15 protein-coding genes are annotated in these 15696 nt (G+C 41.5%); 6 read left to right on the top strand and 9 right to left on the bottom strand.

Features of this window, described 5'->3' with window-relative positions; all coding sequences use genetic code 11:
* Window positions 1-16: 16 nt before the first annotated feature.
* The 3 genes from H150_RS0100445 to grpE form a co-directional block, all read right to left on the bottom strand.
* Window positions 17-418, bottom strand: a complete 402-nt coding sequence (locus H150_RS0100445) for a surface-adhesin E family protein (RefSeq protein ID WP_019957070.1) — start codon at window positions 416-418, stop codon at window positions 17-19.
* Between the two features lie 3 nt (window positions 419-421).
* Window positions 422-859, bottom strand: coding sequence for a hypothetical protein (locus tag H150_RS0100440; protein WP_019957069.1), 438 nt, complete (start codon window positions 857-859; stop codon window positions 422-424).
* A 144-nt stretch (window positions 860-1003) separates the two neighbouring features.
* On the bottom strand, window positions 1004-1558 hold the full coding sequence (gene grpE, locus H150_RS0100435) for a nucleotide exchange factor GrpE (RefSeq protein WP_019957068.1): 555 nt from the start codon (window positions 1556-1558) through the stop codon (window positions 1004-1006).
* Between the two features lie 231 nt (window positions 1559-1789).
* Here grpE and H150_RS0100430 point away from each other — a divergent pair, with 231 nt between their 5' ends.
* The 6 genes from H150_RS0100430 to H150_RS0100405 all read left to right on the top strand — a co-directional run bounded on the left by H150_RS0100430 (window position 1790) and on the right by H150_RS0100405 (window position 8821).
* Window positions 1790-2686, top strand: a complete 897-nt coding sequence (locus H150_RS0100430; protein WP_026353348.1) for an isocitrate dehydrogenase kinase/phosphatase AceK regulatory subunit — start codon at window positions 1790-1792, stop codon at window positions 2684-2686.
* A gap of 605 nt (window positions 2687-3291) precedes the next feature.
* Complete coding sequence (aceA, locus tag H150_RS0100425) at window positions 3292-4590, top strand: isocitrate lyase (RefSeq protein ID WP_019957066.1); 1299 nt, start codon at window positions 3292-3294, stop codon at window positions 4588-4590.
* Between the two features lie 174 nt (window positions 4591-4764).
* Window positions 4765-5382, top strand: coding sequence for a CDP-alcohol phosphatidyltransferase family protein (locus H150_RS0100420; protein ID WP_019957065.1), 618 nt, complete (start codon window positions 4765-4767; stop codon window positions 5380-5382).
* Window positions 5379-7124: a bifunctional alpha/beta hydrolase/class I SAM-dependent methyltransferase gene (locus H150_RS0100415; protein WP_019957064.1), complete on the top strand. Its 1746-nt coding sequence runs from the start codon at window positions 5379-5381 to the stop codon at window positions 7122-7124. Before H150_RS0100420 ends, H150_RS0100415 begins: the two co-directional genes overlap by 4 nt.
* 120 nt (window positions 7125-7244) lie before the next feature.
* Window positions 7245-7892: a lysophospholipid acyltransferase family protein gene (locus H150_RS0100410; protein ID WP_026353347.1), complete on the top strand. Its 648-nt coding sequence runs from the start codon at window positions 7245-7247 to the stop codon at window positions 7890-7892.
* Entirely contained in the window at window positions 7889-8821 is a 933-nt protein-coding gene (locus tag H150_RS0100405) for a phosphatidate cytidylyltransferase (protein ID WP_019957062.1), read from the top strand. The genes H150_RS0100410 and H150_RS0100405 overlap by 4 nt, the downstream gene beginning before the upstream one ends.
* 64 nt (window positions 8822-8885) lie before the next feature.
* On the opposite strand, the gene H150_RS0100400 is transcribed toward H150_RS0100405, so the two are convergent.
* The 6 genes from H150_RS0100400 to H150_RS0100375 all read right to left on the bottom strand — a co-directional run bounded on the left by H150_RS0100400 (window position 8886) and on the right by H150_RS0100375 (window position 15687).
* Window positions 8886-9482 (bottom strand): glutathione S-transferase family protein, encoded by a 597-nt coding sequence (locus tag H150_RS0100400; protein ID WP_019957061.1) that lies wholly within the window; start codon window positions 9480-9482, stop codon window positions 8886-8888.
* A gap of 18 nt (window positions 9483-9500) precedes the next feature.
* Entirely contained in the window at window positions 9501-12152 is a 2652-nt protein-coding gene (pepN, locus tag H150_RS0100395) for an aminopeptidase N (RefSeq protein ID WP_019957060.1), read from the bottom strand.
* A 749-nt stretch (window positions 12153-12901) separates the two neighbouring features.
* Complete coding sequence (locus tag H150_RS0100390) at window positions 12902-13264, bottom strand: roadblock/LC7 domain-containing protein (protein WP_019957059.1); 363 nt, start codon at window positions 13262-13264, stop codon at window positions 12902-12904.
* Window positions 13265-13292: 28 nt separating this feature from the next.
* On the bottom strand, window positions 13293-13931 hold the full coding sequence (locus H150_RS0100385) for a hypothetical protein (protein ID WP_019957058.1): 639 nt from the start codon (window positions 13929-13931) through the stop codon (window positions 13293-13295).
* Window positions 13932-13935: 4 nt separating this feature from the next.
* Entirely contained in the window at window positions 13936-14472 is a 537-nt protein-coding gene (locus H150_RS0100380) for a GTP-binding protein (RefSeq protein ID WP_019957057.1), read from the bottom strand.
* A gap of 18 nt (window positions 14473-14490) precedes the next feature.
* On the bottom strand, window positions 14491-15687 hold the full coding sequence (locus H150_RS0100375) for a hypothetical protein (RefSeq protein ID WP_155970356.1): 1197 nt from the start codon (window positions 15685-15687) through the stop codon (window positions 14491-14493).
* Window positions 15688-15696 lie beyond the last annotated feature (9 nt).

Raw genomic sequence — 15696 nt, 5'->3', positions numbered from 1 at the left:
ACCTATTTTGTTTGAATTATGATTGCAAACACATTTCACGCCACAACTTGTGGTATACCCCAGAATTGCTGGCACTGTATTTGGTCCATTCTCTGTTGCGACCATTATTGCTACCAATTTGTTGGTTGCCATTGATGTAAAACACCGAAGAATTCGCTATAAATTCTTTGGCATTGCAATCGGCACTGAACCAAACCGTTTCACGAGTGTAATACTTACCCGATGTGGTTTTGACAGGCTTGTCATAATCCAAACGATAATGGGCGCGAATGGTATTGTTCACTTCACGCGCAATGCTGCCAGAGCCACTTTCTTGATAAAACGTTACATTGCCTTGTTTCATCATTCGATCCCAAGTAGCCGCTTGGGCTTGCGCCGCTACCAATAATAACGCCACCATCAAACTTTGTTTCAACATCACTTAACCTCCTAAAAATGATTTGTAATGCTTGCAAATCGCACGCGCGGTAGTGGCATATGAGCCGCTGTCATCGCTGTCGTATTTATTCCAATCTTCATTTTTAGTGTTTTCTTTATGCACCAATTCTCTATTGATAAACCATCTAGGATTGGTGGCAGCATACGCGCCATGCAAACAATCCACTGCAATAGTTTCATTGAGCTGGTTATAGTATTTACCGCTCTTCAATTTTTTTGGTTCAACATAGGTACGGTTAATTGTCGTTTGCAAATAACGATTTTTGTATTCATCCACTTTTGGCTGAATACTGTTAGCGTCCATATACAATGTTACACTTTTGTTATTAAAACTAATTTTTTGCCACTGCGCTTCAGCCATCGCCAAAGTTGCAGTACCAGCCATTACCGCCGCAAGAATCATTGTTTGAACGCGATTCATTACTGTCTCTTAATAAAGTTTCACAAGTAATTAATTATACATTAATCAGATAGCATAAACATTCAAAATGCTTTATTTGCGGCGATTGCACCATAAAAAAGCGTCCTGTAAACCATTACAGGACGCTTTAAATATGCTGAAAAACTATTCAGCAGCTTTAGCCACGACAACCATCGCAGGACGCAACAAGCGACCTGATAAGCTATAACCTTTTTTCATCACAGACACGACAGTATTGGTTTCTTGTTCGCTTTCTACCGCTTGCATCGCTTGGTGTTTATGCGAATCCAATTTTTCACCTACGGCAGGATTGATTTCTTCGATTTGAGCTTTTTCAAAAGCTTTCACCAATTCAGCCAAAGTCATACTCACACCCATTTTCAAGGCATCAAAATTTTGGCTTTGATCGAGCAAAGCCATTTCCAAATAATCTTTGACCGTTAACAATTCAGTGGCAAATTTTTGGCTGGCAAATTTATGTGCGGCTTGAATTTCATCTTGATGGCGGCGAGTCAAATTTTGTACCGCAGCAGCAGAACGCAAGCGCTCATCTTGTAACTGACCTTGCAACTCAGCCACTTCCGCTTCCCAATCCGCCACAGTTTTCTCTACCGCCTCAGCTTCTGGTTGTGCATCTGTTGCATTGACATCCATATGGCCATTTTCTTCAACATTTGCTTTGTTTTCGTTATCCGTCATTTGACTTCCTTTCTCAAATAATTGGGTATGGATACACAATCCATGTTCGCTATTGAACGATAATTGCCTAAATTTGGGCATATCTGTGTAATTCAAGCCAAATACTGACTTCTATCTGAGAACTGCCATTTTGCTTACGTTGCATTGCAAAAAATAAGATAAGTAGATTAATCTTCCATTTCAATCAATAAAATAACAAAACCATCAGACTGAATACCAAGGGAGAAAGTTGTGAAATCTAGATTGACCAACACTCAAGCCAAAGCCATTGCCACCATGGTTTTGGAACACTTTAACCAACATGCCGCCTTATTTATCAACACCGACGAATATATTAAACCCATGTTTGAAGCAGCAAATTGGGAAGGCATCAAGCAAAATCAAACCATTCGAGTCCAAGCATACAAAGACAAAGTTATTCAAATAGCCACCAAGCTGCGCCAAGAAATCGGTGCCAATGCTTTATCCGATGAAGTTTGGCAGCAAGCCAAAGCCGAATACTGCAATTTATTACAACTACATTCTCAATCTGAATGGGCCAAAGCATATTTCAGCTCGGTCACAACTGAAATTTTAAAATGCCATTACTTTGACAATCCTTTTACCTTCAGTAAAACCCACTCATTAACAGAACAATTGGCAACACCATCCAGCATATTTGCCTTATCGAGCACCCATTCAAGCGACCTGAAACCGGTCTGGCACAATATATTGTCTTATTTTGATTGGCAAACCCCGTTTGCTCACCTCGAAACCACACTGACCAACATCATGCAAATGCTCAAGACACATTACCAAAAGCCATCTGTATCACCTACTGAACATTGGCATTTTCAAGTGTTGAATCATCCGATTTATCACAACCAACACGCTTATGTATTCGGTCAAATGATTCAAAATGAGCAACAGCAAACTTTTGCTTTGGTGATCACTCACGATGCCAACGCTTTATTGTGTATAGACACCATTTTATTAGAGCATGAGCAAATTGCTATTTTGTTTTCATCTTTGCAAACATATTTTCTAGCCGACTTGGATTTACCCTCTACTTATGTAGAATTTTTACACACCATGTCACCCAATCAATCCAAAGACGGCTGGTATGCTTTTTTAGAATTGCAAAAATAATGCTTTTTTAAAAGAGGCATAAAAATGGCCATTGATCTGCATTGAATGCCATCACAAAACATGCTCTATCAACACTCTCACCATCATCATTTATCAAGGATATAAAAATGGGACATCATTTTTTAGCAACCCTGCTTGAGACGCTTTGTATAAGCGTCTTTTTTATGCCAGTTTAATGTCCACTCACTCCAACCGAACCATAATCCCCTTTTTTTGCATCAAACCATGTTCAAAAAAAGACATCCAAATTTTTGTCACAATTTTGCAACGCAAAAAACTTTTTTTTCGACTTTTTTACACTAGGCCTAGTTTTTTATGCTTATTGCCACCTTGTGAGAGTGAAAAAATACGAACCAATACACCTGAAAACAATCGCTCACAATCGCACAAACTTTAAATTATATTGATAGAACATAACAATTATCACCAATATATAACATATATAGTCATTTTTCGAAAACAATGTTCATATTCGCAACATTATGAAATTTAAAAACTTTTTTCAAAAATTGCTTTGCTTTTTCATAAAACACAGGTAAATTTGCTGCATCGCACCACCAAACAAGTGCGTTTCCAAAAACCGATCAGAACAAAGGAATAGTAAGATGACAACACGTGCAGAACGCATTGCAGCCATTGAAAAAGACTGGGCAGAAAATCCTCGCTGGAACGGCATCAAACGCGACTATACCGCAGCAGACGTAGAACGTTTACGTGGCTCTGTTCAAGTAGAACACACTTTGGCACGCAACGGCTCTGAAAAATTATGGAATTTGGTGAACAACGAAGATTTCATCAATTGCTTGGGTGCTTTGACCGGCGGTCAAGCCATGCAACAAGTTAAAGCGGGTATCAAAGCCATTTATTTGTCAGGCTGGCAAGTGGCTGCAGACAACAACAGCTACATGAGCATGTACCCAGACCAATCTTTATACCCTGTGAACTCTGTTCCTTCTGTGGTTGAGCGCATCAACAACACTTTCACTCGTGCCGATGAAATCCAACACTCTAAAGGTGTTGAAAAAGGCGATGAAGGTTATACCGATTACTTCGCACCAATTGTTGCCGATGCTGAAGCAGGTTTTGGTGGTGTATTAAATGCGTTTGAATTGATGAAATCCATGATCAAAGCAGGCGCTGCAGGTGTGCATTTTGAAGACCAATTGGCTTCGGTGAAAAAATGCGGTCACATGGGCGGTAAAGTATTGGTACCGACTCAAGAAGCCGTACAAAAATTGGTTTCTGCACGTTTGGCTGCTGACGTTTTGGGCGTACCAACGGTATTGTTGGCGCGTACTGATGCCAATGCTGCGGATTTATTGACCAGCGATTGCGACGAATACGATCGCCCATTTGTGACAGGTGAACGCACCGCTGAAGGCTTCTACAAAGTGAATGCTGGTATTGATCAAGCGATTGCTCGCGGTTTGGCTTACGCACCTTACGCTGACTTGTTGTGGTGTGAAACTGCAACGCCTGACTTGGAAGAAGCACGCAAATTTGCTGAAGCGATTCACGCTCAGTTCCCGGGTAAATTGTTGGCTTACAACTGCTCTCCATCATTCAACTGGAAGAAAAACTTGGACGATGCCACCATCGCCAAATTCCAACGCGAATTGGGCGCAATGGGCTACAAATACCAATTCATCACTTTGGCTGGCATTCACAGCATGTGGTACAACATGTTCGACTTGGCTCAAGACTACGCTCAACGCGGCATGTCAGCTTATGTTGAGAAAGTACAAGAGCCAGAATTCGCAGCCCGTGACCGTGGCTACACATTTGTGTCTCACCAACAAGAAGTTGGCACTGGCTATTTTGACGATGTGACCACTGTGATTCAAGGTGGCAAGTCTAGCGTAACGGCGTTGACTGGCTCTACCGAAGAAGAGCAATTCCACTAAGTCTATCCTTCAAATCTATGTGTGTCGTTTTGGGCAACCTTCGGGTTGCCTTTTTTATTCCTAGTAAGTATTAAAAAATGCCACCAACATCAAAACAAAGTCAAATTCATTGACAAAATACAATATTAATCATAATGATTAACCATCTACTTCCCAATCAACGATGAAACTTGCATGAGTATTTATCTATTAAAACCTAAATTCCAAGCCTTATTGCGCCCAATTGTTCAAACATTGGCTGCTAAAAACATCACTGCCAACCAAATAACTTTATTGGCTTGCGCTGCCTCTATAATAGTGGGTCTCATTCTTGCCGTATGCATCAGCCAGCAAGCATGGTTAGGATTGTTGCTACTGCCTTTGTTTTTATTCATTCGTATGGCGATGAATGCGGTAGATGGAATGCTCGCACGAGAACACCAACAACAATCTGCTTTAGGTGGCTATTTAAATGAATTGACCGATGTGATTTCAGACAGCGCCCTGTATTTGCCTTTGATATTATTACCGCATACTCATGCTTGGCTGGTGTATTTGCTGGTGTTTCAGGCCGCTTTAACTGAGTTTGCAGGCGTTTTAGGACAAGTTCATGGCAACAGTCGCCGTTATGATGGTCCTATGGGAAAAAGTGATCGCGCTTTCACCATTGGTCTATTGGCCATTGTGGGTTTCTCTTTCCCTCATACTTTGGCTTATCAAAACATTGCCTTCATTCTGATTAATCTTGCTTTGGCTTATACCATTTATCGCCGCATTCACAATGGTTTGCCTCAAACACAGGAATCGACATGACTCAAGCCTCTGAATCTTTTTTTAGCAGCCATGATGGTGTTTCATTGTTTTACCGACATATTGCTGCCACAGCCTCGCATAACGAGCCTAAAGCTTTGATTTTGTTTCACCGTGGCCACGAACATTCAGGACGCATGATGCATGTGGCAAGCGAATTGGCTTTGGATGATTGTGATATTTTTGCTTGGGATGCGCGTAGCCATGGTCACAGCCCGGGAGACAGAGGAGATGCACCCAGCTTTGGTTCTCTGGTCGCAGATGTAGAAGCCTTTATTCAACATATACACCAGCAACACCATATTGCTATAGAAAATATGGTCGTGATTGCCCAAAGTGTGGGTGCGGTTGTGGTTGCCACTTGGTTACACGATTATGCTCCTCATATTCGTGGCGCGGTTTTGGCATCTCCTGCTTTCAAAGTCAAATTGTATGTGCCATTGGCCAAACATGGTTTGAAGCTGATGCAAACTGTTCGAGGCAATTTTTTTGTTCAAAGCTACGTCAAAGCCCATTATCTGAGCCATGACGAAGAGCGCATCCAAAGCTACGACACCGACCCATTGATTACCCGTGCTATTTCTGTGCGTATTTTATTGGGTTTGTATGAAGCTGCTAACCGTGCTGTCAATGATGCTGCCGCCATTACTACGCCCATACAATTATTGATTTCAGGTAGTGATTGGGTGGTACATCATGAACCACAACACCGCTTTTACAATCAACTGGGTTCCTATATCAAAGAACGCCATGTCTTTAAGGGTTTTTACCACGATACTTTAGGCGAAAAGGACCGCCATTTGGCGATAGATGCCATGCGAGGTTTCATTCAACGCCTGTACCAACAACCGCCTCAAACGGTCAATCTGCGTTCAGCCCATTTACACAGTGCCAGCCGCCAAGAATCTGACACCTTAGCCACACCTTTGTCTCTTTTTTCGCCACGTCGATGGTATTGGCAAAGTCAGCGCGCAGGCATTGCCTTGGGCGCACGTTGGTCTGAAGGGTTAAAACTGGGACAACAAACAGGTTTTGATTCAGGTTCAACCTTAGATTATGTCTATCGCAACACGCCTACAGGCCGCAATAAAATGGGTGTATTGATTGATCAAAATTATTTGAATGCCATTGGTTGGCGTGGCATACGTCAACGCAAAATACATTTGCAAATCTTGATTCAGGACGCTTGCCAACGTTTGCACCAAGAAAATCAAGCCATACATGTCTTAGATGTGGCTGCAGGTCATGGTCGTTATGTATTGGATGCATTAAATGGCGATATTTTGCCTGACTCGATACGTTTGCGTGATTACAGCGATGTGAATGTGCAAGCGGGTCAAACCTTAATCGCCTCCCGTCAATTACAACACATGGCTCAATTTGAAACTGCCAATGCTTATGACAGACATGCTTATCAAAATCTGCCCACGCCACCGAGCTTGGGGATTGTATCGGGTTTGTATGAATTGTTTCCTGACAATGATTTGGTCATGCAATCTTTACAAGGCTTCGGCGATGCCATTGCCAGCGGCCACTATCTGATTTACACCAACCAACCTTGGCATCCACAATTGGAAATGATTGCTCGCTGCTTGACCAGCCACAAACAAGGTGAAGCTTGGGTGATGCGCCGTCGCAGCCAAGCCGAAATGGATCAATTGGTTGCTGCGGCAGGCTTTGAAAAAATACGCCAATTGATTGATGAAGACGGAATTTTTACGGTATCGCTAGCACGTAAAAAATAAGCCAATCAGAGCATTTATAGGGTTTATGCACACTGACAACGGCACTCTGATATGTAGATTGTGTATGATGTATCCGTTTCATCCTCTTTTTCACTGCCATTCAATGACAAAAAGGTTGCCATGTCCACACCGAACGCTCGTCTACTTGCTCGATTCTTAGACACCCTATTGTGTTTTTTCACCTCTTTTTTAACAGGTGTCACCTCCAAATCCGCCAGTGATTTGACATTTGGTCCTAAGAATAAAATCTATTATGCCAATCACTCCAGTCATGGCGATTTTATATTGGTATGGATTTCATTACCCAAAAAATGGCGCATGCTCACCCAACCTGTTGCAGGCTCTGATTATTGGCTTAGCAGCAAACTGAAAACATTTATTGCCGAACAAGTCTTTCAAGTCTTGCTCATCGACCGTCAACACGCGCCCAAACAAGCCATTGCAGACATGAGTGCGGCTTTAGAACAAGGGCGATCGTTGATTTTATTTCCTGAAGGCACACGCAATACCACCGACGACCAAATCTTATTGCCATTTAAAAGCGGCCTGTATCATTTGGCTCAAACCAATGAGCATATCGAATTTGTCCCCGTTTGGATTAACAACATCAACCGAGTTTTACCCAAAGGTAAGATTTTGCCGATTCCATTATTGTGTGATGTGCGCATCGGCTCTGCGTTAACCAAATTGCCCGATGAAAGCAAACAAGCCTTTTTAGAACGTACACGCCAAGCTTTATTAGATTTGTCACCGAAGGAGCCAAAATGACTTTACCATTTTCATTGTGGTGGCTGTTTGGTGCCATTTTATTGATACTCGTTATTGCCAGCAGTATAGGCTATGTTTTAGCGCGCCGATATGGTTATCAAAACGCCACCATCAGCAATTTGAATGCTCGCATCAATGCGTGGTGGGTCATGACATTGGTCATCGTTGTGGCATTTCTCACTGGACATATTGGCTCTACCATTTTATTTTTTCTCATTTCATTTGCAGCCTTACGAGAATGTTTAAGCCTGATATACAGTCGACGAGGTGATTATGCGGTGTTGGTGGCTTGCTTTTACATCATCTTGCCCGTGCAATACTATTTTGTTTTAACCAATTGGTATGGCATGTTTGCCATTTTCATCCCTGTGTATGCTTTTTTATTGTTGCCGATTTTGGCAGGCTTATCAGGCGATGCTACCCGTTTTTTAGACCGCACTGCCAAAATTCAATGGGCTTTGATGGTCAGCGTATTTTGTATTTCCCACGTCCCTTTCATTTTGAATTTGGAGTTGAAAAATTTCGACCAAAATATTCTATTGGTCATTTTCTTATTGGCAGTGGTTCAAGCCAGTGATGTGTTGCAATATGTGTGGGGCAAATTATTGGGTAAACACAAAATCGCCCCAACCTTATCCCCTTCTAAAACCGTCGAAGGTTTTGTCGGTGGCGTATTGTCTGCCACGGCTTTGGCAGCCGCTTTGTGGTGGATTACGCCTTTTTCACCTTGGCAAGCGGCGATGATCGGCTTTTTAATTTGCTTAATGGGTTTTGCTGGCGGTTTGGTGATGTCGGCAGTGAAGCGTGATTTTGGCGTGAAAGACTGGGGACAAATGATCAAAGGTCATGGCGGCATGATGGACAGAGTAGATTCCATTTGCTTTGCAGCTCCAATTTTCTTTCATATTTTGCGTTATTACTGGACATAACATCCATCAAAAAGCGTCCTGTAAACTCATTACAGGACGCTTGTTCCATCATCACATTAAAAAATCATTGCGCGGCCAATACCGTTTGTACAGCTGGGTCTGACATCACACGCTCATACAAAGCATTCAAAGCCACCAAATCGCTCAAATCCAGTGCATGCATTTTGGCCCAATTCATGGTGACCGCCACATACACATCGGCAATCGTCAAAGCTTTCTGTGCTTGTGCCTGTAAATGCTGATCCCATAAAGCATACAATTGATGCAATTGTGCTTTGACATTGGCTTTTAAGGACGCTTGCGCTGCATCGGTTTCAACCCATTGAGCGGCCTTAAACAACACACTTATTTTGGAATGAATGTCTGAATTGGTGAACGCAAACCATTGCTGTACTTGCGTTTGCGCTTTGATATCACCACCACCAAACAATTTGGCTTCAGGATAAATCTGATTCAAATAATTCAAAATTGCCATGTTTTGTGTGATTAAAAAACCATTGTCATCCAATAATGGTACGACACCTTGTGGGTTCAAACTCAAATACTCAGGCGTTTTCGTCCCTGCAAAATCCAATTTCACCACTTCATGCTCAGCCTTAGCCCAAGTCAATGCAACTTGAGCCACAATCGAACCTGCATGAGGTAAGGTATAAAGCTTCATGGTCATTCCTTATTTACATTATGCAACTTGAAATTGTGACAAAATTTTACCCACAATTTCACCTGTGTCTTTAGACAAGCTCGCTTGCGCTTGAATACGTTGCAACTGTGCCAACATCAAATTTTGACGCTGCACATCCACACGATTCAAGACATTGAATGCTTGTACCAAACGTGCCGCCACTTGTGGATTATAAGCATCCAATTCAATGATTTTATCGGTTACAAACGCATAACCTATACCCGATTCATGGTGAAAATGACGAGTATTGCGTGTGAACGTGCCAATCAAAGAACGCACTTTATTCGGGTTTTCCATACTAAAACGCGGATGCTTCAAAGCGTCCTGTACACGTTCAAAAGCATCTTCTCGACTGCTGCTGGCCACCAAAGTAAAATATTTATCCATCACCAAAGCATCATGGTCAAATTTTTGAGCAAATTGCTGTAACATTTGGTCACGCAATGGGCTTGTTTCATGATTGATGGCTTGTAAAATACCCCACTCGTGCGTCATATTGAATGTGAGGTTTTCGTATTGTTGATTCAAATACACCAAAACTTCAGGCTGTGCACGCGCAGCATACGAACGTGTGGTACTGATCAGGCTACGCAATTTGGCCAATTCAGGATGGTAATCACGAATATTGGCAATACCACTTTTTTGCTCGGCTTCACGCGCTTTCAAACGCAAATCACTGATTTCTTTCAAACAGGTTTTGGCAATGCTCAACACCAACCATTCACGCGCTTGCCACAACAATACAGGATTCAAATGTTCGAAATCTTGATCCCAAATCTCTTGCTCACTTGGAATGGTCAACATCAAAGCCAACAAGGCAGGGTCTATTTCTTGCTGCATCAATTGCGATAAAGCCTGAATCAAGCCATCGATATTAGGCATCTCTTGCTCAGCACGCAAAGCACACACGGCTTGTTTCATCACGCGGCGGAACAAAGTTTGACCTGCTTCCCAACGTGCAAATGCATCGACATCATTCAGCATCAAAGTCATCAAATCTGCTTCAGAATACGCATATTCCAAATAAATAGGCGCACTGAATCCACGCAATAATGACAAAATAGGTGCAGATGCCACTTGCTGAAATTCCCAAGTTTGCTCAAATGCAGTCAATACCAATACCGTTTCATCTGCTTGCTTGCCATCGATGACAAAAGTTTGTGCTTGTCCATCTTGCGTCAACATGCCTACTGTCATCGGAATCATCATGGCTTGTTTTGGCAAAGTGGTATCAGGCGTTGCTGGCAATGTCTGTTGTGCATGGATGCGCAAAACTTGGTTTTGAGCATCGTATTCACTGCGCAGCTTCACTTGCGGTGTACCCGCTTGGCTGTACCACAAAGCAAATTGGCTCAAATCATACGCATTGGCATCGGCCATCGCCAAACGAAAATCATCACATGTAACGGCTTGTCCATCATGACGTTGGAAATACAACTTCATGCCTTTTTGAAAACCTTCTTCACCCAACAAAGTGTGCAACATACGCACCACTTCAGAACCTTTTTCGTATATGGTCAAAGTATAGAAATTGTTCATTTCAGTATACGATGCAGGACGAATCGGATGTGCGGTAGGACCTGCATCTTCAGGGAATTGGTGGCCACGCAAAACCATCACATTTTCAATACGACGCACATCACGATTGGCCATGTCACCTGAAAATTCTTGGTCACGGAAAACCGTCAAACCTTCTTTCAATGACAATTGGAACCAATCACGACAAGTGACACGGTTGCCCGTCCAATTATGGAAATATTCATGACCAATGACCGCTTCAATGTGTTCGAAATCTTTGTCTGTGGCGGTTTGGGCATCGGCAAACACATATTTGGTATTGAAAATATTCAAACCTTTGTTTTCCATCGCACCCATATTAAAGTCGCCAACGGCCACCACCATAAAGATGTCTAAATCATATTCCAGCCCAAAGCGTTCTTCATCCCAACGCATTGAGCGTTTTAAGGCATCAATGGCATAAGGCACTTTGTGTTTGTCTTGCTCGGAAGTGTAAAAATGAATGGCGACCTTACGACCTGATTGAGTCATGAATTCGTCTTTGCTACATGCAAAATCGCCCGCCACCAAAGCAAACAAATAACTTGGCTTGCGAAATGGATCAATCCATTTCACATAATGACGTTTTTTATCAATGTCACCTGCTGCCACTTGATTGCCATTCGATAGCAAAACGGGATAACGTTTTTTATCCGCCACAATCGTCGTACTGAATTTGGTCATCACATCAGGACGGTCTAAATAATAAGTGATTTTACGAAAGCCTTCTGGCTCACATTGGGTATACAAATTGCCATTGGATGCATACAAACCCATCAAGCTTTTGTTTTGCTCAGGATAAACCTTGGTCGTGATTTCCAGCACAAAGCTTTCAACAGGCACATTGGGAATACGCAAGCATTCATCTTGTACTTGGTATGCATCGCTGCCTAAAACCTCACCATCTAAAACCACACTCACCAACTGTGCCGAACCATCCAATACTAAAATCGAAGACTGCTCTTGTTTAGGCAATACGAGCATGCGTGCCTTCACTTGAGTATGGGTTTCTTGAATATCAAAGTGCAAGTCTAATTGCGTCACGGTAAATTCAGGACGCTTATAGTCTTTAAGATAATGAACAGTCTGCATTGGAACAGCTCCAAATTAAAGGTCAATCAATGAATGGCTGCATTTTACTGCCATTGAATCATTTTGTCGTTTACTATAATAACAGCATGAAACTTATTGCATAGCTTTACAAAATCCAAAATAAATTTCTAATATATTTTTTTAAAAATATCATGTGAATATAGTCTGGTTAGATTACAACATTTTTGATAAAAATAAATCTGCTGATAAACATGACACGCCAACACTCAATCAAAATAAAATTTCAATTTTTATATCTCATATAAGATATGCCATCATTGAAATAAGCATTCAAAATATCATGTGCATTGAATATCCATGACATGGCATACACCCTCAATCAATCTTTACTATACAATGGCTTCAATTGAATCAGGCCTCATCTAAAAAATGCTGACTTTGTTTCGCTAGATGAAATAAGAATATATCATAACATCAATAAAAAGAGCGTCCTGTAATATTTACAGGACGCTCTTTTTATTGGTATTTGAAACCACAGCTGACACGCCACTCAATCAAACCAATCATATACCTATGAAAACAACCACAGTCATCAAAATTTAACCTAATTACAACATCATATGATAAAAAAATATTAAGACTGCGCTATTACCTATGTATGACAAAATATTCAATCAGATGAAAAAGCCCGGTCTCAAAAAGACCGAGCATTCATGTAACAATTACTTTAGAAGTAGCGTGATTACAGAGTTAGGCAAATATTTTGCCTAACCTTCTTAAAAATAATCTTACAAGATATCAACGATGTTTTTAGCAGCACGCTTGGCATCTAAGAAAATCAAACCTAACTTAGCACCTTCTTTGGCAATCACCGTCAATACAGCATCGTGACCTGCATAACTCATCAAAATATAACCATTGCTACCTTTAACCATCACTTGGTCAAGATCACCACGATTCAATTCACGTGCAGTACGTTCACCCAAGGCCAACATCGCAGCTGCCATTGCACCAACACGATCTTCGTCTACATCTTGAGGTAATAAAGCTGCCATGGTCAAACCATCGGCAGAGATAATAGCAGATGCTTCGATATCTGCTGATGAGCCATTTAAATCACTCAGAATAGACTTGAGCATTTGTTCACGCATTTAAATTCTCCAACTTCTAAAATAAAAATTAAAAACCGTAACGTTGATATAAGATCTCGACCATTTTTACAAATGCATCTGATTGTAACTGGGGAGTGCCTGCAATCACCAATACAAATTTGTATTCACCAAAATACAATGGGTAAAAAGCCAAATGACTTTGTCCCGATGGATCACAAATACCCCATGCACTTTGGTTGATGTTCAAATTGTTACGAATCAATAATGCATGTTGCTCTGATAAACGTATTACTTCACCAGCCAGTGCCGAGATTTCCTCAGCAGACTCATGATGAAATCCTGACTCAGCAATATAGAGACCTGTATCATTGGCCAATAGTGCGCGACCCGTATCCGATAATTGTTTCAATAAGTCTGGCAACGTCGCTTCCATATTATTCGCAGAAACCAATTCAGGCTCTAAAGTGCCTGTAATAAACTCTAGCTTCTGTAAACGATACAAGATATTGACGGCAGACTCTAAATTGTCTGTTTGCCCCCATGCTTGCACTTTTTCAGCGGTCGCATTGATGGGCTTACGCTCTCCTAAAACATTACATAAGAAGGTGCGACTAGGGTTTTCTGCATTACCCGAAACCGCAAAATAAGCACCAGCTGGTGTTAGCTTAGGATAAAGCTCTGACTGTAATGAGAATTGTGCTTGCATACGATTAAGCCTCTAAACCAGGGTCAATCGAAAATAATAAAGCCATCACCAAATTTTTAACGTCGTTCTCCTCACGAGCATCAATTTCAAATACTGGCGCATTGATTTTGTTCTCATGTAAATAATTACGATAGACATCCAAATTTGGTTTAGGTTGCAAATCCATTTTTGTCACACCAATCACCATCGGAGCAACCTCAATCAAATCTGCAAAGGCTTCCATAAAAAATGTTAGGTCTTTTAACGGATTAGAACGCGTATTGTCTAACATCAAAATCAAACCGATACTACCTTGGCTTAAAATTTCCCACATAAAGTCAAAACGCTCTTGACCCGGAGTACCATATAAATGCACCTTTGTTGACTCATCCAGACGAATCACACCATAGTCCATCGCCACAGTCGTATTGGCTTTACGTGATAAGGTCATATCAGATGCACGAGCATCTGTTTGAATGGGCGGTTCATCACTGATTGCAGCAATGGCAGTAGTTTTACCAACTCCAACAGGCCCTGTAAAAATAATTTTACTTTCAATCATCGAATCCTACCTTAAATTTTATTTACCTGTTAATTTTTTCAACAAACGCTGCAACATTGAGCTTGGTTGCTGCTTAGGACGTGCTGGCGACGCAACAGGAGCCGCTTGTGTAACCTGATTCTCATTTTCTGACACTTGCTGCGATGCAGAATGATTAGCAGTAGTATGTACAGTTTGTTGCTGACCTTGCGAGCCTAATCCAACTGTAGCTGATGCTGTAACTCCAGCTGATGTAGCAGATGTCATTCGAATCAAGTTTGTGACATGGCATGCAGAGATGAAATTTAGCAAATCTGTTAATTCAACCCGAATCATTTTATACGTCATAGGTAAACTAACTGGCGATTTGGTTAAAAAAGCAGATAAGCGCATCGCATCTGGTATATATGCCAGTCGAGTAATATTTGGCCAACTGTGTAATGAAATCGGCTGATTAACATTCAAATCATTAGGCAATCGACCCTGTGAAGTCCAGATAGCAAACTGCCACAAACACGAATCCATTTGTGCCTTAGCATGTTGTTTCCATTCTGGATGATCACCAATTTTTTTAACCTGAATCACAATATTAGCATCTTGACAAATTTGCTCTAAACGACTTGGAGCCACGGCCAACAATACTCGTTCAATATCAGCAAAATACATCAAAATAGGTTTGTTTTCTACAATCAAAGCCACATTTTCAGCCTGTTTGGCCGCTTGACGCAACGTTCCCAATAAACCTTGATGTGCATCAAATAATTGCAGCTGCTCAACAGGGAAACGCACATCACGCGGTGCCATAGTTGCCACAGGCTCATCAGATAGCGTATTTTTGTAATCTTTGGCTTGTTGTTTAAATGACAATCGGTCACGACCAGAACCTTGTTCACCGCCTTCTGTCGCCTTAAATGTCACCAACCCCGACAAAGCAGCTCTTAATACAGGAAATAAAGTTTCTATTTTGATGGGTTTAGGCAAATAAGCAACATCAAATTTAGGCTCCATAATAGATGAGTAGACTTTAGGAATACCTGCGTATTGAGCACAAGCTTTTTCCCATAATTCTTCTCCTCCCATACCATCAACATCAACTACCAAAACATCGGCCTGAGTATTACTTTCTGCCAATTGATAGTTGGTCGCTGAGTGCATTTTGAATGCCATGCTGAAAATTGCAGATTTTCGAGCATCTACCCCTAATAACATTACCTTCACTGAAGGCATATTAGACACTGAGTTCAT

Origin of the sequence: Vitreoscilla stercoraria DSM 513 (assembly GCF_000382305.1) — a bacterium.
In the GTDB taxonomy this organism is placed as follows: domain Bacteria; phylum Pseudomonadota; class Gammaproteobacteria; order Burkholderiales; family Neisseriaceae; genus Vitreoscilla; species Vitreoscilla stercoraria.
Note: the sequence above shows the minus strand (reverse complement) of the source record. Positions and strands in the feature narration are given on the sequence as shown.